Annotated in this window: 22 protein-coding genes and 1 pseudogene; 12 read left to right on the forward strand and 11 right to left on the reverse strand. The window is 64.0% G+C overall.

Annotation, left to right across the window (positions count from 1 at the left end):
• Positions 1-62 precede the first annotated feature (62 nt).
• Positions 63-962: a LysR family transcriptional regulator gene (locus WJ542_RS27655; RefSeq protein WP_411192756.1), complete on the reverse strand. Its 900-nt coding sequence runs from the start codon at positions 960-962 to the stop codon at positions 63-65.
• 120 nt (positions 963-1,082) lie between these two features.
• Here WJ542_RS27655 and WJ542_RS27660 point away from each other — a divergent pair, with 120 nt between their 5' ends.
• From WJ542_RS27660 to WJ542_RS27680, 5 genes are all read left to right on the forward strand, one after another.
• The gene (locus WJ542_RS27660; protein ID WP_411192757.1) at positions 1,083-2,276 is read left to right on the forward strand and encodes a M20 aminoacylase family protein; all 1,194 of its coding nucleotides are present in this window, start codon (positions 1,083-1,085) and stop codon (positions 2,274-2,276) included.
• A gap of 63 nt (positions 2,277-2,339) precedes the next feature.
• Entirely contained in the window at positions 2,340-3,641 is a 1,302-nt protein-coding gene (locus WJ542_RS27665) for an MFS transporter (RefSeq protein ID WP_411192758.1), read from the forward strand.
• Positions 3,642-3,767: 126 nt separating this feature from the next.
• Positions 3,768-4,853, forward strand: a complete 1,086-nt coding sequence (locus WJ542_RS27670; protein ID WP_411192759.1) for a porin — start codon at positions 3,768-3,770, stop codon at positions 4,851-4,853.
• A 49-nt stretch (positions 4,854-4,902) separates the two neighbouring features.
• Positions 4,903-5,253, forward strand: coding sequence for a BON domain-containing protein (locus WJ542_RS27675; RefSeq protein WP_411192760.1), 351 nt, complete (start codon positions 4,903-4,905; stop codon positions 5,251-5,253).
• Positions 5,254-5,393: 140 nt separating this feature from the next.
• Positions 5,394-5,792 (forward strand): VOC family protein, encoded by a 399-nt coding sequence (locus WJ542_RS27680; RefSeq protein ID WP_411192761.1) that lies wholly within the window; start codon positions 5,394-5,396, stop codon positions 5,790-5,792.
• 31 nt (positions 5,793-5,823) lie between these two features.
• Here WJ542_RS27680 and WJ542_RS27685 read toward each other — a convergent pair whose 3' ends face one another.
• The 5 genes from WJ542_RS27685 to WJ542_RS27705 all read right to left on the reverse strand — a co-directional run bounded on the left by WJ542_RS27685 (position 5,824) and on the right by WJ542_RS27705 (position 10,092).
• Positions 5,824-6,633 (reverse strand): IclR family transcriptional regulator, encoded by an 810-nt coding sequence (locus WJ542_RS27685; RefSeq protein WP_411192762.1) that lies wholly within the window; start codon positions 6,631-6,633, stop codon positions 5,824-5,826.
• Positions 6,634-6,695: 62 nt separating this feature from the next.
• A complete protein-coding gene (locus tag WJ542_RS27690; protein WP_411192763.1) occupies positions 6,696-7,427 on the reverse strand; it encodes an SDR family NAD(P)-dependent oxidoreductase in 732 nt (243 codons plus the stop codon).
• 14 nt (positions 7,428-7,441) lie between these two features.
• Positions 7,442-8,755, reverse strand: coding sequence for an MFS transporter (locus tag WJ542_RS27695; RefSeq protein WP_411192764.1), 1,314 nt, complete (start codon positions 8,753-8,755; stop codon positions 7,442-7,444).
• A gap of 66 nt (positions 8,756-8,821) precedes the next feature.
• The gene (locus WJ542_RS27700; RefSeq protein WP_027796931.1) at positions 8,822-9,349 is read right to left on the reverse strand and encodes a 2,4'-dihydroxyacetophenone dioxygenase family protein; all 528 of its coding nucleotides are present in this window, start codon (positions 9,347-9,349) and stop codon (positions 8,822-8,824) included.
• A gap of 89 nt (positions 9,350-9,438) precedes the next feature.
• On the reverse strand, positions 9,439-10,092 hold the full coding sequence (locus WJ542_RS27705) for a VC0807 family protein (RefSeq protein ID WP_411192765.1): 654 nt from the start codon (positions 10,090-10,092) through the stop codon (positions 9,439-9,441).
• 342 nt (positions 10,093-10,434) lie between these two features.
• Here WJ542_RS27705 and metE point away from each other — a divergent pair, with 342 nt between their 5' ends.
• The 4 genes and pseudogenes from metE to WJ542_RS27725 all read left to right on the forward strand — a co-directional run bounded on the left by metE (position 10,435) and on the right by WJ542_RS27725 (position 13,863).
• A complete protein-coding gene (metE, locus tag WJ542_RS27710) occupies positions 10,435-12,729 on the forward strand; it encodes a 5-methyltetrahydropteroyltriglutamate--homocysteine S-methyltransferase (RefSeq protein WP_411192766.1) in 2,295 nt (764 codons plus the stop codon).
• A gap of 45 nt (positions 12,730-12,774) precedes the next feature.
• A pseudogene (locus WJ542_RS27715) lies at positions 12,775-12,960 on the forward strand (epoxyqueuosine reductase QueH); the annotation flags it as partial.
• An 85-nt stretch (positions 12,961-13,045) separates the two neighbouring features.
• Positions 13,046-13,456: a transposase gene (locus WJ542_RS27720; protein WP_411187075.1), complete on the forward strand. Its 411-nt coding sequence runs from the start codon at positions 13,046-13,048 to the stop codon at positions 13,454-13,456.
• Positions 13,366-13,863 carry an IS5 family transposase gene (locus WJ542_RS27725; RefSeq protein ID WP_411190568.1) on the forward strand — a complete coding sequence of 166 codons (498 nt, stop codon included), beginning with the start codon at positions 13,366-13,368 and terminating at the stop codon, positions 13,861-13,863. The genes WJ542_RS27720 and WJ542_RS27725 overlap by 91 nt, the downstream gene beginning before the upstream one ends.
• 57 nt (positions 13,864-13,920) lie before the next feature.
• Here WJ542_RS27725 and WJ542_RS27730 read toward each other — a convergent pair whose 3' ends face one another.
• From WJ542_RS27730 to WJ542_RS27740, 3 genes are all read right to left on the reverse strand, one after another.
• Positions 13,921-14,982: a HoxN/HupN/NixA family nickel/cobalt transporter gene (locus WJ542_RS27730; RefSeq protein ID WP_411192767.1), complete on the reverse strand. Its 1,062-nt coding sequence runs from the start codon at positions 14,980-14,982 to the stop codon at positions 13,921-13,923.
• 483 nt (positions 14,983-15,465) lie between these two features.
• Positions 15,466-16,326, reverse strand: coding sequence for a class I SAM-dependent methyltransferase (locus WJ542_RS27735; protein WP_411192768.1), 861 nt, complete (start codon positions 16,324-16,326; stop codon positions 15,466-15,468).
• A 141-nt stretch (positions 16,327-16,467) separates the two neighbouring features.
• Positions 16,468-17,316: a helix-turn-helix transcriptional regulator gene (locus WJ542_RS27740; RefSeq protein ID WP_411192769.1), complete on the reverse strand. Its 849-nt coding sequence runs from the start codon at positions 17,314-17,316 to the stop codon at positions 16,468-16,470.
• Between the two features lie 93 nt (positions 17,317-17,409).
• Here WJ542_RS27740 and WJ542_RS27745 point away from each other — a divergent pair, with 93 nt between their 5' ends.
• On the forward strand, positions 17,410-18,306 hold the full coding sequence (locus tag WJ542_RS27745) for an SDR family oxidoreductase (protein WP_411192770.1): 897 nt from the start codon (positions 17,410-17,412) through the stop codon (positions 18,304-18,306).
• Between the two features lie 57 nt (positions 18,307-18,363).
• Here the strand turns inward: WJ542_RS27745 and WJ542_RS27750 are convergent, their stop codons facing one another.
• Positions 18,364-19,500 (reverse strand): transporter substrate-binding domain-containing protein, encoded by a 1,137-nt coding sequence (locus tag WJ542_RS27750; protein ID WP_411192771.1) that lies wholly within the window; start codon positions 19,498-19,500, stop codon positions 18,364-18,366.
• A gap of 159 nt (positions 19,501-19,659) precedes the next feature.
• Here WJ542_RS27750 and WJ542_RS27755 point away from each other — a divergent pair, with 159 nt between their 5' ends.
• Both WJ542_RS27755 and WJ542_RS27760 read left to right on the forward strand, forming a co-directional pair.
• Positions 19,660-20,028, forward strand: coding sequence for a hypothetical protein (locus WJ542_RS27755; RefSeq protein ID WP_411192772.1), 369 nt, complete (start codon positions 19,660-19,662; stop codon positions 20,026-20,028).
• Positions 20,029-20,066: 38 nt separating this feature from the next.
• The gene (locus WJ542_RS27760) at positions 20,067-20,546 is read left to right on the forward strand and encodes a VOC family protein (RefSeq protein ID WP_411192773.1); all 480 of its coding nucleotides are present in this window, start codon (positions 20,067-20,069) and stop codon (positions 20,544-20,546) included.
• Between the two features lie 29 nt (positions 20,547-20,575).
• Here WJ542_RS27760 and pstS read toward each other — a convergent pair whose 3' ends face one another.
• Complete coding sequence (gene pstS / locus WJ542_RS27765; protein ID WP_411192774.1) at positions 20,576-21,598, reverse strand: phosphate ABC transporter substrate-binding protein PstS; 1,023 nt, start codon at positions 21,596-21,598, stop codon at positions 20,576-20,578.
• Between the last annotated feature and the right edge of the window lie 31 nt (positions 21,599-21,629).

Below are 21,629 nucleotides of genomic sequence, written 5' to 3' on the forward strand. Positions count from 1 at the left end.
CCGGGGTTTGTCGAGGTTTGCCAACCGGGCGCCTTGTTGTTCCGTCGCCCACAGTCGCCGCCTCAGTCGTGCATATGCGCAAACACGAAATTGCGCAGCATTGGCATCAACGGTGTTTCGCTGCGTCCCGCCAGCGTCACGATGGCGAGATTGGCATGGCCGGGGCCCGACGGGCTGATCGGCAACTCGACCAGTTCGCCCCGCGCGAGACGATCGCGCGCCGCCGCGAGAATGCCCAGGAAGATCGCGTCGCTTGCCAGCGCCACCTCGATACACGACATGATGTCCTCACAACGCAGCGTGATCAGTTGCTGCGGATCGCCTTCGGGCCCGAAGCGCTCGCGCATCCTGCGTGACGCCATATCGCTCAACACCGTCGACACGATCGGATATTGCCGCATCTGAGCGAGCGTGACTTCGGCCTGCCTCGCGAGCGGATGCTGGCCACGGGCGATAAAGCCCGCGCGCAGATCGGGCAGCCGCTCGATCATCAGGTCCGCGGCCGCACCTAGCGAATGCATGTCGACAACGATCGCGTCGAGTTTGCGCGCGCGCAGCGCCTGCAACTGCAGCTCGATCGCGCCGCGCGCGATGCTGAGCTTCGCGCGCGGATAAGTATTCGCGAAATGCAGCATCAGCGGCACCGTCAGCAGCACGCCTGGCCCGGAGCCAAAGCCGACACGCAGCGGCGTCTCGACACCCTGCCGCAGCCGGCTCCCGCTCTGCATCAGCTCCGTGGTCTCGAACACGATATGCCGCGCGCGCTCGACCACGGTCAGCCCGAACGGGGTGAGCTCATTGCGCCGCCCTATCCGGTCGACCAGCTTCTCGCCCAGTTCCTCCTCCAGCGCCTGGATGCTGCGGCTCAGCGCCGGCTGGGTCACGTGGACGCGCTGCGCCGCTTTGCTGAACGACTGGGTGTCGGCGAGCGCAATCAGATGCTGGAGTTGGGCGAGGTTCATGCTGTGGCCAGATGAATAGTCTATGAGTCATGGTAATGCTGATCCATAGAATTATGCATTGGAATTATTATTTTTCGATATCTACCATGGTCGGCGTTCCCCTCACCGCGAGCCCGATATATGTACGCTGAAGAACTCTTGCAGGACGTGCGGCGTCATGCCGACGAATACGTCTCGATCCGGCGCGATATTCATCGCCATCCCGAATTGTCGTTTCAGGAGCGACGCACCAGCGACCTCGTTGCCGATAGGCTGCAGGCGTGGGGCTATCGCGTCGAGCGCGGGCTTGGCGGCACCGGCCTCGTCGCGCAGTTGCGCCGCGGTAACGGCACGCGCGCGCTCGGCATTCGCGCCGACATGGATGCGCTGCCGATCCACGAAGCGACCGGGCTCGCCCACGCGAGCTGCCATGACGGCGTGATGCACGCGTGCGGCCACGACGGCCACACGGCGATGCTGCTCGGCGCGGCCCGGACGCTCGCTGAGCGCGGCCGCTTCTCCGGCACGCTGAACCTGATCTTCCAGCCGGCCGAGGAATACGGGAAGTCCGATAGCGGCGCCGCGCGGATGATCGACGACGGCCTGTTCGACAAGTACCCGTGCGACGCGATCTTCGGCATGCACAACGCGCCCGGCGTTCCTCAGGGGCATCTGGTGTTCCGCGACGGGCCGATGATGGCATCGTCCGACAAGGTGGCGATCGCGATTCACGGCTGCGGCGGCCACGGCGCTTCCCCGCACCGCGCGAACGATCCGGTCGTCGCGGCCGCGACCCTCGTGACGGCGCTGCAGACCGTCGTGTCGCGCAACGTCGACCCGCAGGACACTGCCGTCATCACGGTGGGCCTAATGCAGGCGGGTACCGCGAACAATGTCATTCCGCAAACCGCGCGCCTCGAACTGACCGTGCGCGCGCTCAAGCCCGAGGTGCGCGCGCTGCTCGAAAAACGCGTTGTCGAACTCACGCACTCGATCGCGCAAGGCTTCGGCGTGACGGCCGAAATCGACTATCAGCACGGCTACGCGGCACTCGTCAACACCACGGCCGAAACGGAATTCGCATGCCGCGTGGCCGTCGAACTCGTCGGCGAGGAGCGGGTGACGCCGCAAGGCCCGGCGCTCACCGGCAGCGAAGACTTCGCGTTCATGCTCGAACGGCGCCCCGGCTGCTATCTGCTGATCGGCAACGGCAACGAGAGCGGCCCGACCGGCTGCATGGTGCACAACCCCGGATTCGATTTCAACGACGATAACGTCGCCGTGGGCTCGGCATACTGGACGCTGCTTGCGGAACGCTTCCTCATGGACTCCTGAACGAACCACGCGCCCGCAACCGCGGGCTCACAAAAAAGAAGAGAGGCAACGAGGAGATATCCGATGAACAACACGACTGCGCAGGCGGTCCCGGCCGGGACACGCCATGCCCCCGTTTCGCGTAGCGTTGTCGTCGCGACGGTGGCCGGCAACGCACTCGAGTTTTACGACTTCGTCACTTACGCGTTCTTCGTGGTCTATATTGGCCGCGCATTTTTTCCGTCCACCGTGCCGCTCGTCAGCTTGCTGACATCGGTCGCGGTGTTCGGTGTCGGCTTCTTCACGCGGCCGCTTGGCGGGATCGTGATCGGCGCCTTTGCCGACCGTGCGGGCAGACGACCCGCGATGCTGCTGACAATTGGCCTCATCACGTTCGGCACCCTGGGTCTTGCGCTCACGCCGTCGTACGCGACGATCGGCGTGGCCGCGCCGGTGATCGTCGTGCTGTGCCGGCTCGTGCAGGGCATCGCGCTTGGCGGCGAGGTCGGTCCTTCAACGGCGTTTCTCATCGAGATCGCGCCGCCCGGCAAGCGGGGGCTCTATTCGAGCTGGCAGCTCGCGAGCCAGGGCGTGTCGTCGCTCGCCGCCGGCATGGTCGGCGTAACAGTGTCGGCGTTGCTGACGAAGGCGCAGTTGCAGTCGTGGGGTTGGCGCGTGCCGTTTGCGCTCGGCCTCGTGCTGATTCCCATGGCGCTTTATTTGCGTCGCCGCCTGCCGGAAACGCTCGATCACGGCGATGGCGCGCGAGCGGTCACGACACCTGTCGTGCGCGCTGCGCTGCTCAGGGACAACGCATGGCTGATGACGCTGTGTGTGGCGATCGTGCTCGGCGGAACGGTCTCGACGTATATCGCCCTCTACATGACGACGTACGCGATCACCGTGCTGAAGTTGCCGGCGACCGTATCGATGACGGCAACCGCCGCGTTCGGCGTCGCGACCTTTGTGTTCTCGCTGCTCGGCGGCTGGTTGTCCGATCGTTTCGGACGCAAGCCGGTCATGCTGATCCCACGTCTCGTGTTGCTGTTCGCGATCTATCCGGCGTTCGTGCTGCTGGCCGGGCAAAAGGATCTGGCGAGCCTCGTTGGTGTCACGGTGCTGCTCGCCGGAGCGACCGCCACGAGCGGCGCGGCCGGGATGGCGGTCCTGCCCGAGCTGATGCCGCCGCAGGTGCGCGCGCTCGGCCTCGCGATTACTTACGCGGTGGGCGTTTCGCTGTTCGGCGGAACGACCCAGTTTGTCATTACATGGCTGATCGGATCGACTCACAACCCGCTTGCACCCGCGTGGTATGTGGTCGGCACGAGCCTTGTCACGGCGCTGGCGATACTGTTGTTGCCGGAAAGCCGAGGTCGGCAGATCTAACGCTGAAGCCGCGCGACGTCGCCCACACATCGTGTCGTTCCAATAAATAGTAATACTAAAAATAAAACCCCGCTTGGACGCGATTGATGGCCAAGGGAGCGAGGTTTACAGGAGAGCAACTTCATCATGTCATCGAGTCGAAAATTTTATATCGGATTACTGACTGTTTCGTCAGGTCTGGCCTGTTCAGGCATGGCGCAGGCGCAGAGTAGCGTCACCTTGTACGGCACCGCCGATGCGGGGCTGATCTACACCAACAAGACGCTGAACATGACGACCCTGCAAAATGCCGGCAAGCAGTTCGGGTTCACGGACAGCGGCCTTTCCGCATCGCGATTCGGCATGTACGGCACGGAGGACCTGGGCGGCGGCCTGAGGGCGGAGTTCAGGCTGGAGAGCGGCTACGACACGGGCACGGGAGGCTTTAACGATTCCAACGGCTACCTCTTTGGCCGGCAGGCGTATGTCGGGCTGAAGGGCGGATTTGGCGAAGTGAAGGCGGGTCTGCAGTACTCGCCGTTCGCCGATGAACTGGACGCCCTCGATCCGCGCGGCCTTTCGCAATTCGCAAGCAGCCTCATCATCAACTCCGACAATCTGATCGCCGCCTCCTGGTTCGTGCCGAACGCCGTCTCTTACACGAGCCCCGTTCTTTGGGGATTCCAGGCCGCAGCGATGGTTTCGCTCGGCGGCGTGGCGGGCGATTTCCGGAATGGCTTCCAGTATTCGGGCAGCTTGAAGTACACCAATGGGACCGTCATGGTCAGCGCATCGTTCTTCGAAGCGCAACCCAGCACGGGAAGCGCGTTGGTGACGCCGGTGCCAACCCAGTTTCCCGTCGAGGTAGAGGGGCGCCAGCTTGGCGCGTCGTACAAGATCGGCAGGCTGACGGCCAAGGTATCGTTCGTCAACTACAAGGTGGGCTCGACCTCCAACAACGTCTATGGCGGCGGCCTCAACTTTCTTGTGACGACCCAACTGGACCTGAATGGCGGTGTCTGGTACGAGCAGCAGAGTCGCGTTGCGCAGAACCACTCGCTGCTGGTCGGGCTGGGTACGAACTATTACCTGTCCCGGACCACCACGGTCTACGTGCAGGCGGGTCTCGTCAACAACTGCGGCACGATGGATACCGGCCTTTCCATCGACACGCCGCTTGGCGCAACGGGAACCACGCTGGGTCTGGATTTCGGCATTCGCCACGTGTTCTAGCCGTTGCCGGGTCTATTTGACGAACCATTGCTAGTAAGGAGAACGATAGATGGGCAAGTATTCTCTATTCCGGTTGGCCGTCGCGGCCCTGATCGCGCTGGGCGCGACGAGCGCCTATGCACAGGGCAGCGAAACCGCGGCGTCGGCCGGCCCGGCGCCGAGCGCGAAGCAGATTCGCAAAGCCAACCATCTGCTGGAAAAGCAGATACGTCGCGCGCTGGTCCACGTCAAAGGGCTGGACTCGACCAATGTGGTCGTTGTTGCCCGAGGCGGTGTCGTGACCCTGGGCGGTTCCGTGCCCGATGCGAGTCAGATTCCGCTCGCCATGTCTGGCGCGCAGCGCGTGAGTGGTGTCACGGAGGTTCGCAACAGCCTGCAAGTCCGCATGCCGGTTCCGTGAACGCTGCGATGGCTACTGACAGAACGGTGGCAGCAGGTGTTCAGTAGGATGCGTAGCGGTTGCGGCGGCGCTGTTCCGTTCGTGCTTCGGACCCGCCCGCGGCAACCCTGCCGACCCCACCACCCACCATGGAGAGAAAGATGGATTTCGTTTCGACCAGAATGATCACCGGCGACATCAAACGACTCGTTCGCTTTTACGAAGCGATCGGCCTCGTGGCCACCTGGTACACCGACGATTTCGCGGAACTCTCCACGCCGTCCGCGACCCTCGCGGTCGGCAGTCAACGCACGATGGACCTGTTCGGCGCGGGAGCCGCGACGCCGGCGAGCAACCGGTCGGTCATCGTCGAGTTTCGCGTGGACGACGTCGACGACGAGTACAGGAAGCTGCAAGAGGTGGTCACGGATTTCGTGCAGGCCCCGACAACGCAGCCGTGGGGCAACCGCTCGGTGCTGTTTCGCGATCCCGACGGCAACCTCGTGAATCTGTTTACGCCGGTTAGCGCGGAAGCCATCGCGAAGTACAGCCGCAAGTAATGCGTGTGAGGCTTTTGCGGCCCAGTCGGCATCAAGCGATCGATCGCGGGGCGGGCCCCAGCCGTTGCGCGACCGCATTGCACGCGGCGAGCAGCGGCGCCACATACGTGTCGAGTGGCGTTTCGCTGAGCCTGAATAGCGGAATGCTCACGCTGACGCACGCGATGGGTTGGCCATTCGCACTACGAATCGCGCATCCGTAACAGAAGATCTGCGCTTCATTTTCTTCGCGGTCCTGCGCATAGCCGCGCTCGCGCGTTGCGTCGAGTTCCGCGCGCAAAGCCTCGGGCGCGACGATCGTATTGGCCGTGAGCGGCACGAGCGCTAGGCCGTCGAGCAGCGCATCGCGTGCGGCTTCGTCAACGGCGGCCAGCCAGGCTTTGCCGACCGAACTCGAATACAGCGTCACGCGCGTGCCGATCCGCGAAGCCATACGTACAGCGTGCGGGCTTTCCAGCTTCTCGATGTAGACCATTTCACTGCCGCTGCGCACGGCGAGATGCACGGTTTCCTGTGTCGCATCGCGCAGCGATCGCAGCGCCTCCTCGGCAACGACGCGGATATCCGAACGTTCCCAACTGCGGCTGGCGAGTGTCAGGAGCCTCGGCCCCAGTTCGAACGCGCCGCCACGCGCACTCTCGACCACGAGCCCTTCCGCGATCAGCGCGGTAACGATGCGGTAGACCGTAGGACGCGGAAACCCGCTCGATGCGACCAACTGCGGCATGCCCGGCGCTTCCGTTGCGTCCGCAATCAACTGCAGCATCGTCATGAACTTCGAAAAGGCGGCGGTGCCCGTGGCGCGAGCGGCTTCGAGGGTTTCGGCGGCGGAAGTCGGCATGGTCGTACAGATAAATGTGGAGTGGCGTGACGATGCTGGCGAGGCGCGCCGCCCCGCCACGGTCACGCGATCAGATAACCGCCGTCGACGGGCAGCACCGTACCCGTGATGAACGATGCCGCCGGCGAACAGAGGAACGCCACGGCAGGGCCGATATCGTCGGGCGAGCCCCAGCGGCCGAGCGGCGTGCGCGACAAGATGGCCTGCGTGCGTTCTTCGTTGTCCTGCAAGGCCTGGGTGAGGGGCGTTGCGATCCAGCCCGGCGCCACCGCGTTCACGCGAATGCCTTCCGGCGCGTAGGCGATGGCAAGCGATTTGGTCAATTGCGCCACGCCGCCCTTGCTCGCGCTATAGCCGGGCACGAGCCCGCCGCCGAAAAAGCTCAGCATCGAAGCGGTATTGACGATCGCGCCGCCGCGTTGGGCCAGGAGCGGCCTCGCCGCGGCGCACGTGCGCATCGTGCCGGTCAGGTTCACGTCCAGCACCTGGGCGAACACCTCGGGATCGAGTTCGTCGCCGCGCCGGATGACGCCCGCGCAGTTGACAAGGATGTCGAGCGACGACAGCGAGGCGAACAGCGCGTCGACATCGGCTTTCGAAGCGACATCGAGCGAAGCCGTTTCGATGCCGTCGGCGGCCAGCGCGCTGCGTTGTGCATCGGTGGGCGTGAGGCTGGCTGCGATCACGCGCGCGCCGAGCGCGGCCAGATGGCGCGCAATGCCCGCGCCTATTCCTTGCGTGCCGCCCGTTACGACGGCCGTCTTGTCTGCAAAGAGATCGTGCTGGAAGGTCATGACGGTACGTGCAATCAGGAATGGGTCATGCGGGTTCCGGGCGCGGCGTCGTGCGGCGTCATCTCCGCGATCGGCACGCGCACGACGAACATGTAGACGAGCGCCGCCGCGAATGCCACACCCGCGCTGATCAGAAACGCGTTGACGAACGAATGCGTCTGATCGACCACGAGGCCCGTGATGAACGGCGCGAACGAGCCACCGAAATAACCGCCGAAATTCTGGATGCTGCCGAGCGAGGCCACCAGATGCCGTGGTGCCGCGACGCTCACGAGCGCCCACGCGGCACCGCTTGCCATGTTGACGAAGTACATCGCGAGCGAAAGATAGACGATGGCGAGCGTGAGCGTCGGCGTGTACGCGGCCGGCACCGTGAACACGGCCGCGCCGATCAGCCCGGAGCAGATCGGCCACTTGCGGCTGCGGATCGGCGCCATGCCGCGTGCCATCAGGCCGTCGGCGACGAAGCCGCTCGATAGCATGCCGAGCGTGCCGAAAACATAGGGGATCGTCACGACCCAGCCGGTCTTTGCGATGGTGAGGTGCCGCTCGTGTTCCAGATAAGCGGGCAGCCAGGTGAGATACAGCCACACCATGTAGATGACGCCCATGAAGCCGAAGATCATGCCCCACGTGGTGGCCGATTTGAAAAGTCCGCGCCATTCCGCCGAGGTCATGCGGCGTTCGGCGCGGGCGTGGGGCTCGTCCTCGGTGAGATGCTGGATTTCGTCGGCCCCGAGCGTGACCTCGGCGCGATTGCGATAGGCGAGATACCAGCCGATCGACACGGCAATGCCCAGCACGCCCATCACGACGAACATCCAGCGCCAGCCGAACGCGAGCAGCAGGACGGTGAGAATGGGCGGGGCCAACGCCGGGCCGATCGTCGAGGAGGTGGTGAAGATGCCCGTGGGCCGGCCGCGTTCGCGCAACGCGTACCATTCGCTGACGACCTTGGCGCCGGCCGGAAACTGCGGCGCTTCGCCAATGCCAAGCGCAATGCGTGCCGCGAGAAATTGCGGCAGCGTACGAACGAAGCCGCCGCACAACTGCGCGCAGGACCACACGAGCATGCCGAGACCTAGCATGACGCGCGCACCGAAGCGGTCGAGCAACGCGCCCACGGGCAGTTGCGAAAATGCGTAGGCGAACGAGAAGGCCGAGAGCAGCAGGCCCATCTGCGAAGCCGAGAGACCCAGTTCGCCGCTGACCGAATGATTGGCGATGGACAGCGTGCTGCGGTCCAGATAATTGACAATGCCGGCCAGCGTGAGGAAGGTGAGCGCAATCCACTGAATGCGCTTCAGGCGCGGTGTCTTCGGTTGCATGTCTTGTCTCCGCCGATGCTCTTGTGATGTTTGCGTGCCGCTACTGCATGATGCAATCTGTTTGGCTTACCTGACGAATTGATCGACGTAGCAGGCGCCCAGCCCGACACGCTCATAGTGCTCGCGACACATTTCGAGCTTCGTGAAGACGTCTTCGTAGCCCGTGTGATTGCCGTACGGATCGCAGTAGTACATGACGCCGTTGACCTGGAAATACGTGATCATTTCCTCGACGTCTTCGGGCACGTAAAGCGTGTGCGTTTCCCCCGGCGGTTCGAACACGTAGCTGCCTTCGGTGGCGACCCAGTCATGTTCGAGATAGCGCCAGCGGCCTTTGAGCACCATGCCATGCACGGCTTGCGGATGACGATGGCGGCTCAGCACACCGGACTTGCGCACGCGCAGGAGATTCATCCAGTAGCCGCTGGAGACGTTCAGGCACAGCGGCCGGAACCAGACGTTTTCGGCCTGCGGCACCCACACGCGTTCGTCCTTCGGTATCGCGGATTCGACCACGATCTCGCGCAAGGCTTCAGGCGGGTTGGGAAGCTGATAGGGCGTCATGGCATCGGCGCCGTTCGATGGGGCTGTCATTCCGTCTCCTGTCTGTCCATATAGTGGACATTTGCGCCGTATTGTGGACACCTGCGCTGGGCAGATAGTCAGACGTTTCGAGACAGGTGTCAAGCGTGACCGGTACCCGCTGTTTCAGCGGGTGTTGGCGCGACCTGGCGCTTGAGATAGACGCGCCGATAGAAGATCGTCCAGGCCGTGAGCCCCGTGTATACCGTGTAGCGGATGATCGTGGAGAGGCGGTCGGCCTGGGGATTCGTCATGTAGCTGGAGATCCAGAGCCGGATGATGTTTTCGCTCACGAGGCCGATGCCCCAGACGGCTGTCATGAGCCGGATCGATTTCACCAGGGTGGGGTGGGTCTGCCACATTTCGTCGAATTCGTTTTCTCGCCCGGCGCGCTGACGGGACAGCGTCGATCGTCCGAGATAGAAGACGAGAGGGCGCTTGAATGCCAGCGAGAGCAGAAAGAGCAACCCGATCATGCCGTTCACCAGCGGGTCGCGGGCTTCCCGCAGCCAGCGCGGGGGACCGGAAAGCAGCACGAGCAGTGACAGGGCAATGCCCGCGAGCACGATGGCGCTCAGCGCGTCGAAATGCCGGAATCGCACCAGATCGATCGTCATCCACACCAGCACGGGCAGGCTCGATGCGATCAGCGCGCCCCGCAGCCCGTAAGTGCCGATTGCCATCCAGTAGGCCGCGACGGGCAATGCGACGTTGACGACGAACGCGAGGACATAACGGGCGGAAGGATTCATCATGAGCGTCTGCTGTCTGACCATGGGCTCGCCGTGGTCGTTGCCGTGGTCGTGAATGCCGGCCTTGTTCTACTGGGCCACGCGGAGTCAGAGCCAAGGATAGGCTACTTTTCGGCGCGATGGCCGGTGGTCGGCTCAGGCGCTTATCCTCGAAGCCTGCCAGTCTTGGCGAGCGACTTCGCGGACGATGACGAGATGGATGCGTCCGGGTATGGCGGCAGACCTGAACTGGATGAATGAAGAATTCTAATGAAAAGATGAAATAAATCCATTTTATTTCATGAGATAGAAAACCTATTATCGCTGTCACGACTTTCAACTTCTGTATTCCGGACGGCAGCCCACATGGTCACGACACACAATCTCGGCTTTCCCCGCATTGGCGCAAAACGTGAACTGAAGTTCGCCCTCGAACGTTACTGGAAGGGCGAATCGTCGCGCGACGAACTGAAGGCGCTTGGTGCCGAGCTGCGCGCGCGCCACTGGGACAACCAGAAGGGCCTGGATTTCGTGCCTGTGGGCGACTTCGCGTTCTACGACCAGGTGCTCGACATGAGCTTCACGCTCGGCAACCTGCCGGAACGCGTGCAGGGCTTTCATGGCGACAAGCTCGACAACTACTTCCGCGTCGCGCGTGGCCGTTCGGCCGCTGGCGCCGAAGACCACGCAGCGTGCTGCGGCGGTGTAGCTGCCGGCGAAATGACGAAGTGGTTCGACACGAACTACCACTACATCGTCCCCGAATTCACGGCCGATACGCAGTTCAACCTGGATTTCTCGCGCCTCTCGGAGCAACTGAAAGAAGCGCAGGTGCAGGGCGTGAAGGCCAAGCCGGTGATTGTCGGGCCGCTCACGTATCTGTGGCTCGGCAAGGCCAAGGACGACTCGGACAAGCTCGCGCTGCTGCCGCGCCTGATGGCGGTGTATCGCGCACTGCTGAGCCATTTCAACGCGCTGGGCGTGGAGTGGGTGCAGATCGACGAGCCGATTCTCGTGACCGAACTCGAGCCGGCCTGGCGCGAAGCGTTCATGACGGCCTACGAAGGTTTCGAGCAGCGCAGCGTCAAGCTGCTGCTGGCCACGTATTTCGGTCAGCTCAAGGAGAACCTCGAACTCGCGTGCAGCCTGCCGGTGGATGGCCTGCATATCGACGCGATCAACGCACGTGAAGAAGTCGCGCTCGCCGCGCAGAAGCTGCCCGCGCAGAGCGTGCTTTCCGTGGGCGCGATCAACGGCCGCAACATCTGGAAGACGGACCTGAGCGCCGCGCTGGAATGGCTCGAACCCCTCGCGAAGCAACTGGGCGACCGCCTGTGGATCGCGCCGTCGTGCTCGCTGCTGCACGTGCCGGTCGATCTCGCGAGCGAAACGAAGCTCGACGCGGAAATTCGCTCGTGGCTCGCCTTCGCGCTGCAAAAGCTCGACGAAGTGCAACTGCTTGCCGCCGCGCTCAACCAGGGCCGCGACAAGGTTGCCGCCGCGCTGGCCGCCAACGCCGCCGCGATCGCCGCGCGCCGCAGCTCGCCGCGCGTGAACAATCCGGCGGTGAAGGCTGCGCTGGCCCGTATCGACGCGAACCTCGGCAATCGTCAGCATGCCTATGCAGAACGCGCTTCGAAGCAGGCCGCGATCCTGAACCTGCCGGCGTATCCGACGACGACGATCGGCTCGTTCCCGCAGACCGGCGAAATCCGCCAGGCGCGCAGCCAGTACAAGGCCGGCGCACTCGACGATGCGGGTTATCAGGCCGCCATGCGCGCCGAGATCGAACGCAGCGTGCGCGAACAGGAAGCGCTGGGTCTGGACGTGCTCGTGCACGGCGAAGCCGAGCGCAACGACATGGTCGAATATTTCGGCGAGCAACTCGACGGCTACGCGTTCAGCCAGTTCGGCTGGGTCCAGTCGTACGGTTCGCGCTGCGTGAAGCCGCCTATCCTGTTCGGCGACATCAGCCGCCCGAAGGCCATGACGGTCGAGTGGATCACCTACGCGCAGTCGCTCACGAACAAGCCGATGAAGGGCATGCTCACGGGCCCGGTGACGATCCTGAACTGGTCGTTCGTGCGTGACGACCAGCCGCGCTCGGTGTCGTGCTACCAGCTTGCGCTTGCGATCCGCGAGGAAGTGATCGACCTCGAAAAGGCCGGCGTGCGCGTGATCCAGATCGACGAGGCCGCGCTGCGCGAAGGCCTGCCGCTGCGCCGCGCGCAGTGGGCCGAGTACCTGCGCTGGGCGGTGGAATCGTTCCGCATCACGGCGAACGGCGTGCAGGACGAAACGCAGATCCACACGCACATGTGCTATTCGGAGTTCAACGACATCATTGCGTCGATCGCCGACATGGATGCGGACGTGATCACGATCGAGACCTCGCGCTCGGACATGGAGCTGCTCGACGCGTTCGACAACTTCAAGTATCCGAACGAAATCGGGCCGGGCGTGTACGACATCCACTCGCCGAACATCCCGACCGAAGCGCACATCGTGCAACTGATGCAGAAGGCGGCCGAGCGCATTCCGGCACAGCGTCTGTGGGTGAACCCGGACTGCGGTCTGAAGACGCGTCAATGGGCAGAGGTGATTCCCGCGCTGACCAACATGGTGGCCGCCGCGAAGGCGCTGCGCGCCCAGGCGAAGTAAGCGAGGCATGCCTCGCCGCCAGCATTCGCCGCAAGCGCGGCGGATACGGCGCGCATGATCGAAATCAGCGAGCGGGAATCGTTCTATCAGCAGGAGTACTGCGGCTGTGCCTATTCGCTGCGCGATACCAATCTGCAGCGCAAGGCGCACGATCGCGAGCCGATTCGCATCGGGGTTCAGTACTACGGGCAGAATGGCCCGAACCCGGATGGGAGCGCTGAGGAGCCGTAAAAGGCCAGTTCAAAAAGAGCCCGGAAGGGCTGTTTACTTTCCCGTGAAACGGTTAACCTTGGATGCCTGAACAACGGATCAAGGAATGCCGGCACCTATCATCGATGACGCGCTGTGGGCACTGATCGAACCACTACTTCCGCCGCCCAAGCCGCGACACAGGCGATACCCTGGGCGCCTGCCGGTCTCGGACCGTGCGGCACTCAATGGCATCCTGCTCGTGCTCAAGACAGGGATGCGATGGAATCATCTGCCGACCCGGTTGGGCTTCGGCTCTGGAGCGACTTGCTGGCGTCGGTTGCACGACTGGCAGCAAGCCGGAGTGTGGGACAAACTGCACGGGCTGCTGCTCGACAAGCTGCGCGAATCCGGCCAGCTCGACTTCTCATATGCGGCTGTCGATTCATCGTCCGTGCGCGCCGTTGGGGCAGGCCAAAAACTGGGCCAAACCCCACCGATCGCGCACGACCAGGGTCCAAACATCACGTCCTCGTAGACGCGAATGGCGTTCCTGTCAGCGTGATCCTGACCGGCGCGAACCGCAACGATGTCACGCAACTGCTGCCGCTGGTCGACGCTATCCCGCCGATTCGCGGCACTCGCGGCCGACCGCTTCGCAAGCCCAAGGTCCTCTACGCCGACCGTGGCTACGATTCCGACTCGCATCGCCACCGACTTCGCGAACGCGGTATCAGACCGGTCATCGCCAGACGCCGCACCGAACACGGCAGCGGCCTCGGCAAATTCCGTTGGGTCGTCGAACGGACTCATTCGTGGCTCCATGGTTTCCGTCGTCTTCGCATCCGCTTCGAACGCCGATCTGACATTCACGAAGCGTTCCTCAAACTCGGCTGCTCTCTCGTCTGCTGGAACATCTTCAGCCGAGCTGAGCGGCCATTTTGAACTGGCCTTTAAGCGTCTTCCTGGATTCGAGCGTTTCCGTCGTCGCGGGCCTCGTTCTCAGGGCTGCGGACTCGTTTTCGCCTCATCGTAGCGCCTGACGCGATAGATCACCGCCGAGGCGATCCAGCTAAGCGCAAAAATGCCGATGATGATGTAGCCAAGGACTCCGAAATTGTCGTTGAGCGAACCGATCGCGTCCCAGAGCACCCCCTTCAGATTGAGCTGATCCGCGAGCAGGCCGAGCGCCTCGATGCCGCCGATCACGATCGCAACCACAATGGAAACCAGCGTGATCGTCATGTTGTAGTAGATCTTGCGCAGCGGCTTCTGGTAGGCCCAGCCATAGGCGCCCAGCATCAGATGGCCGTCCAGCGTGTCGATCAGCGACATGCCCGCGCTGAAGAGTACGGGGAACACCATGATCGCCCATGGCGAAAGCCCTTTTGCCGCCTGCGTTGCCGCGATGCCGAGCAGTCCTATTTCCGTAGCCGTATCGAAGCCGAGGCCGAACAGGAAGCCAATGGGATACATGTGCCAGCTCCGTGTCACGAGGCGAAAGAGCGGGCGGAAGAGGCGTGCCAGGAAGCCGCGGTTGGCGAGGAGCATGTCGAAGTCGTCGTCAACATAGGCGCCGCCGCTGCGCACGTGTTTCCATGCACGGTAAATGCCGCGCAGAATCAGGAAATTCATCAGCGCGAGCGCGAAGAGAAAGAAAGCGGAAACGAGCGTGCCGATCACGCCGCCAATTTCCTTGAAATTGTCGAAGCGATCCTGCATGGCCGAAGTTGCAAGCGCCACGGCAACGGAAGCCAGCACGACGACGGTCGAGTGTCCGAGCGAAAAGAAAAATCCCACGGCAACGGGCCGCTTCTTCTCCTGCATGAGCTTGCGTGTCACGTTGTCGATGGCCGCAATGTGGTCGGCGTCGACAGCATGGCGCAGTCCGAAGCCATAGGCGAGCATCGCAGTCCCAAGGAGTACGGGATAAGCGTGAAAGGCGGCAAGCGCCCACACCCATGCGAGTACGTTGATGGCAATCAGTACGCCATGGATGCCGAACAGTTTGCCGCGGACTTTCGAGTCCGAGTCGTTGAAGATCTGGATGAGGTGATCAAGCATTAACAATCTCCCGCAATGCCGGCTTTCCGCGGCGCTTATGTTGTGGCGTGGCCCTTTGCGCTTATACATCGCCGATAGAGCCAAGTCGATTCCGTTTTGCGTTGCGCCAGCCGCTTTTGCTTTCGGGTTGCTTGCTATTGCCGCCGGCCGCTTGTCGTGCCTGCGCACGACGATGCGATTCTGGTGGGTTCCGTCGGGAGACGGGAGGGAGGCGACGGGGAAGGAGGGGAGCGAAGCTGTGTACCGGCGACACAAAAGAAAACGCGCCGGACAAGACATCTCCGGCGCCGAAGGTTGGCTCTGCTTGGCGTCTCGCTTACAACTGCATGAGACAGGGTATGGCCCGTGGTATGCGGCGGCAAGTCGTTGGCTCCGCTGCCCCGTTCCATGTCTGTTTTAACGGCCGCAGCGCTGCGAAGTTGAGTACGTAGAATCCCGGGTAGGCGTCGCGTCGCCAGATGCGGCCCGGGGCTTCGGCTTCAGTCAGGTCGTGGCCAGAAGGAACGATTCGCCGCTGGCCGGTTTCAGGCCATCGCTGCGGCCCTGAAAATAGCGGCGCGTCAACTCGCCCGTACCCACGTGCCGTGCTTCGCGAAACCCGGCTTCGCGCGCGAGCGCCACCATCTCGTCGGGGCTGAAGAAGCTGATGAACGGTGTGCCGGCCGCGCGGGCGCGCGCATAAACGAATTCGTGCTGCGCGCGTTCGGCGGCGTCTTCGATCAGGTCGAGCGGCAGCAGGAAGGTCATCGCGAGCGTCGAGCCGGGTGCGAGTTGCGCGATCTGGCGCAGGGTCGCGAGATTGGCTTCCCGCGTGAGGTACATCGAGACCCCGGTGGAGGCGATGACGGCCGGTTGCTGCGTTGCAAAGCCTTCGTCGACGATCCGCGTCCACCACGACTCGCCCGCTTCGAAATCCACGGGCACGAGCCGTAGCCCGTCCGGCACGCCGTATCCCAGCGCGTCGAGCCGCTCCCGTTTCCAGGCCTGCGGGCTGGGCTGGTCCACTTCGAATACGGTAAGACTCCCGGCGACTTCGGGCCGGCGCTGGGCGAACGTGTCGAGGCCCGCCCCGAGGACCACGTATTGCGCGACGCCGCGCGCCGCTTCATCGGCAACGAGGTCTTCGATGAAACGCGCCCGCGCGACGATGGATGCGCGATAGCCTCGCGTGCCGTTCAGGTCCATGTCGGGGCGCTCGCGCCAGCCTGCGGGCGGGGCGGCGAGCCGCAGGCCGATCGTGTCGTCTAGCACGTGCGGCGCAGGATCGGCTTCGACGTGCAGGGCGCGCCACAGCGCGACGCGAATGGCGGTGCTGTCCGGTTCGGTGCGGGGTGTGTCGGTCATGCGGGCTCCGTGGGTGATGAGAGTGGAAGAGGCTGGCCGATAGCAGGCCGAGGTGCATAGGCTCACGCGGCCGCTCGCGGGTTCGACGGTCGGCCGCTGCGTCATGCGCCCGATATCTTCCGGGCGCGCGGTGCACTTCGTTCAGGACTGCTCGGGAACGGGTTCCGTGTTCATCACGGCGCTGATTTTGGCGGCGTCGGCCGGCGTGGCGGGGTTGTACACCACCATCGTGAGGTCCGGCCGCCCGTCCACGGCAAACGCCGAATGCTCGAACGAGAAAGGACCGAACACAGGATGGCGGATGTGCTTGACGCCTTCATGCGGGACGGGGACCGTATTCTCGCGCCACATGGCCTCGAACTCGGGGCTCGCATGGCAGAGTTCGTCGACGAGTTCGCTCACGGCCGTCGCGGCGCCCGCACGGGCCACGTCCACGCGGAACGCGCCCACCACGAATCGCGCGACACTCTCCCAGTCGTATTGAATGGCGCGGGCACCCGGATTGAGGAACATGTTGCGCAGCACGTTACGCTGCGCGGGCGCGACCGCGCCATAGTCCATGAGCATGACCGTCGCGGCCCGGTTCCAGGCCACCACGTCCCAGATTGCCGTGCGGATCAACGCGGGGCAGGGGTGCATCGTATCGAGCACGCGCTGCAGCCGCGGCGTCACGCCTTCGTTGCTGCGGTAGCGGGCCTCGGGCGGATGACCGAGGCCGAGCAGGAAGAGATGCTCGCGCTCGACGTTCGTGAGCATCAAGGCGTGAGCGATGCGGTCCAGCACGTCGGCAGACGGCGCGCCGCCGCGGCCCTGCTCGAGCCACGTGTACCACGCCGCGCTGATGCTGGCCCGCTGGGCGACTTCCTCGCGGCGCAGGCCGGGTGTGCGCCGCCGCTGCGACGTCAGGCCGAATGCCGCGGGATCCAGCTTCGTGCGGCGGTCTTTCAGAAAGTCGCCAAGCAGATGGGGACTGCCATTGGGTTCGCTCATCCTGTTACTTTTTATAACACGATAACGTCACTACTTTACCACGATAAGACGTGCATCGATATTAGTCGCACATAAACCCTGGAGGACTTCATCATGCGTGTATTCGTAACGGGTGCCACGGGCTGGGTGGGGGCGGCGGTCGTCAAGGATCTGATTGCGGCGGGCCATAGCGTGCTCGGTCTTGCGCGTTCGGAAGAGAGCGCGCGTGCGCTGGCAGCGGCGGGCGCCGAGGTTCAGCGCGGGTCGCTCGACGATCTCGATGTGCTTCGAGACGGCGCCGCGCGGAGCGAGGGCGTGATCCACACCGCGTTCAATCACGACTTTTCGAAGCTCGTGCAGAACTCCGAACAGGAACGGCTCGCCATCGAAGCCATCGGCGGTGCGCTCGAAGGCTCGGGGCGCCCTTTCCTCGTGTCCTCGGGCGTCGCGCTGCTCGCGCCGGGCCGTGTCTCGACGGAGGACGACGGACCCCACGTGTCTTTGCCCGCGTTTCCGCGCAACCCCGAGCGGATTGCCGGCGCTTTTGCTTCGCGCGGCGTGCGCGTGGCCGCGATCCGGCTCTCGCCCACCACGCACGGCATCGGCGATCACGGCTTCGTCCCGCGATTGATCGCGATTGCCCGCGAGAAAGGCGTCGCCGCTTATGTGGGCGACGGGCAGAACCGCTGGCCTGCCGCCCACCGTTTTGACGCGGCGCGGCTTTACCGGCTCGCGCTGGAGCACGGCGCCGAAGGCGGCCCGTTCCACTCCGTCGCCGAAGAAGGGGTGCCGTTCAGACAGATCACGGAGGCGATCGGGCGGGGCCTGAACGTTCCCGTGGTCGCGATTTCGCCGGAGGAAGCCGGGGGCCATTTCGGCTGGTTCGCACGGTTCGCGTGCGTCGATTGCCCGAGCTCCAGCGAGCGGACCCGCGCGCGCCTGGGCTGGCAGCCGGTGCAGCCGTCGCTGCTGGCCGATCTGGAACAGCGCAGTTATTTCGCTGCCGCCTGATTTGCCGCCCGATAGCGGCCGGGCCGCGCGTAGGTCATCGCGCGGCCCGGCCAGGCGTCAGTCCTCCGTCCCGAACCACTTGTTGTAAATCCGCTGCCAGGTCCCGTCCTCGCGCATGGCGAGGAGGGCCGCGTCCACGCGCCTGCGCAGCGCGCTGTCGACCGGGAAGACGAAGCCCACGTCGTTCTGGTTGAACTCGGGCCCCACCAGCTTGAAAAGGCCTTTGCCCTCGTGGGTCGCGACATAGCTGAGCCCGGCCGAGCCGAGCACGACGGCATCGACTTCGTCCTTCGCCAGCGCCTCGTACACATCGCGGTTGCGCGCGTACTCGACCACCTGCGCGCCGTGGTCGTGCAGCCAGGGTACGGCCGAGCTCCCGGCCAGCGTGGCGACGTTCTTGCCCACGAGATCGTTGGGCCCGTTGATCGCGCCGCGAATGTGCTGCACGGTCAGGTTCGACGTGAGTTCCGCGGTGTACGACGCGACGAACACGATTCCGACGAACATCCAGATCAGTGCCATCCCGCGCGAGATCCACAGGCGGCGCGGCTCGTCGGCCTGCGTGAGCAGCGTGGAACCGGACCAGTAGATGGCGCGGAAGATGTTGGGGAAGTAGGGCTCCCGCTCGCCGCGCTTGCGCGCGTGCAGACAGTCGACGAACCAGACCACGTGCGCGGCGAGCACGGTCAGCGCCATTGCCGCGGCGAACCACAGCAGCGTCGTGCGCGAAACGAGCAACGTGCCGAGGCTGCGCAGCGGCGTGACTTCCTCCGCTTCGCCTGTATCGCGCACCATCACGCGCAGGCCGGCCTCCATGATCGGATAGGAGAAGTCGAACTCCCGGTCGCGCTCCACGCTATAGAACAGCCCGGACACGGCGATATCCGCTTTGTCCGCGCGCAGCGTCTGGAATAGCGCGTTCACGTTCGGCGTCACGTCGTAATGCGTCTGCAGATGCAGTCGCGTGGCGATCTCGGTCCACAGGTCGATGGAGAAACCCGTGAGCTGGCCGTTCTGCTGCATGACGAACGGAGCGATGACGAAGGTGCTGACCCGTACCGCTGAGGCCGATGACTGGGCGTGCGCGTGAGGGGCGAGGAGCGCAGCCAGCGCGAGCAGCCATGCGCGGATGAGCACGCGCCACGGCGCGAAACGCGCAGCCGGAATGGAGCCTGCCGGACCACATGCTTTCATGAACGTCCACCGTCCTTTTCGTTTTGGTTGGCATGGGGGAGACGACTGATGCTGGGAGCTTAGCGGGCCGGCTGCACGCTGTCGAGAGCGGCGGGGCGTGGGTGGGCTTCCGGGGAATCCGGGCCAGTCGGGTCAGTCGGGTCAGTCGGATCCGGGCGGATGGGCCATTCGACACCGCCGCCGGAATCGTCCACAATCCGTGAGCGGTTGCGAAGCAAGGGCGATGTTGTTCCATGGGAGCGGGAAACGGTGAAACATGCGGGTTGGGATGCACTCGGCCGCCTGGAGAGCTTGCTTGGCGCGTTGCGTGAATGCTCCGAATTGAAGGAGCGTTCGAGAGGCGTATTCTACTGGAAATCGAAACCGTTCCTGCATTTTCACGAGGACGTTGGCGGGCTCTATGCGGACGTGAGAACCGGTCCGGAATTTGCGCGCTTTCCCGTGAATTCCGAGTTGGAGAAAGGCGCGCTGATGGAGGAAGTCAGAGCGGCCCTTTCGAGTGCGCCGCGGTCCGGGCCAACCGGCTGATGCCAGCCGACGGCGCGTGCTTTCAAAAGGAGATTGCGATGGCCGAGCTTGTCACCTGCCTGTGGTTCGATCAAGGTAAAGCCCGCGAAGCGGCGGAATTTTATGCCGCCACTTTTCCCGATAGCCATGTCGATGCAGGTCACGTCTCCCCGATACCGGGCATTGGGCACGGGCCCGAGTTGACCGTCGAGTTCACCGTGCTAGGCAGACGCTTCGTAGGACTGAATGGCGGGCCCAACTTCAAGGCCAGCGAGGCGGTCAGCTTCATGGTCCTGACGAATAGCCAGGAAGAGACCGACCGGTATTGGAACGCGATTGTTGGCCGTGGCGGCGAGGAATCGGCCTGCGGCTGGTGCAAGGATCGCTGGGGATTCTCGTGGCAGATCACGCCGGCGCGGCTGCTCGAACTCGTCAACGGGGCCGACGTTGGCGCGGCGAAGCGGGCCATGGAAGCGATGATGCAGATGAGAAAGATCGATATCGTGGAGATCGAGCGCGCGGCGGCGGCAGGCGCTTGACGAGCCGCGCCGCGCACGCGATTTAACCGCTATTTGATCGACTGGATCTGCGCCTGGCTCAATTCCCAGGTATGCGGCGGCAAGGGAATGAAGTGCGCCGAGGTCAGCCAAGCTTCGTTGTCTTCCGACGGCACGATCGTCCAGAGCAGGAAGCGGCGAATCGCGGCGGCGGTGGCCGGGTCGGGCTGCCTGGTGGAGACCACCGCGTACTCGTAGTTCACGAGCGGGTACGAACCGCTGGCGGGCGCGAACACCAGCGTCAGGCGCTCGTCCGCCGGCGTGCGCGCGCCAAGCGAAGCCGCGCCGGCCATGATCGTCGCCTGGGTCGGCAAGACAAACTCGCCGGCGCCGTTTTTCAGCGCCGCCGTGCCGATCTTCGCCTGAGCAATGCTGTCGCTATAGCTCACGCCAACGTAACCAATCGAATAGTCGGTCGACTGGATCGTCTTCACCATTCCGGCATTGCCCACGGCCGTCAAGCTGCCAGGCACGCTGGGCCATGAGATCGTCGTGCCATAGCCGTGATCGCTCTCCCACGAAGGCGTGGAGAACGTCAGGAACTGCGTGAACACGAAGGTATCGCCGGAGCCTTCCGCGCGGCGGATCGGCACGATCGCGTGATGAGGCAGCGTCACGCCGGGGTTGAGCGCCGCGATTTGCGGCGCATCCCAGGAGCGCACGGCCCCCGAATAAATGCCCGCGAGCGTCGGGCCATCCAGCTTCAGGTGCGTTGCGTTCAGACCCGGCACGTTGTAATTGACCGTCTGGGCCGCGATTGCCAACGGCACGTTGATGATCTGCGGATTCTGCCGGATGTCGGCATCCGACATATAGGCATCCGAAGTGCCAATATTCACCTTGCCCGCAATCACCTGCTGGATTCCCGCCTCGGAACCGGTGGCGCCGGTGTTGATGTGAACGCCAGGATGCGACCGGGTGTACTGCGTCACCCAGGTCGTGAAGAGCGGATAGAGCAGGGTCGAGCCCGTCTCGCTGAGCGTCGTCTCCTGTGCGAAGCCGGGCGCGCTGGTCAGCATCGCGATCGCAGCCATGCCGAACGTCCGTCCAGCAAACCTGATCCAC

The sequence above is a fragment of the Paraburkholderia yinzeri genome (assembly GCF_046581065.1).
Taxonomy (GTDB): Bacteria; Pseudomonadota; Gammaproteobacteria; order Burkholderiales; family Burkholderiaceae; genus Paraburkholderia.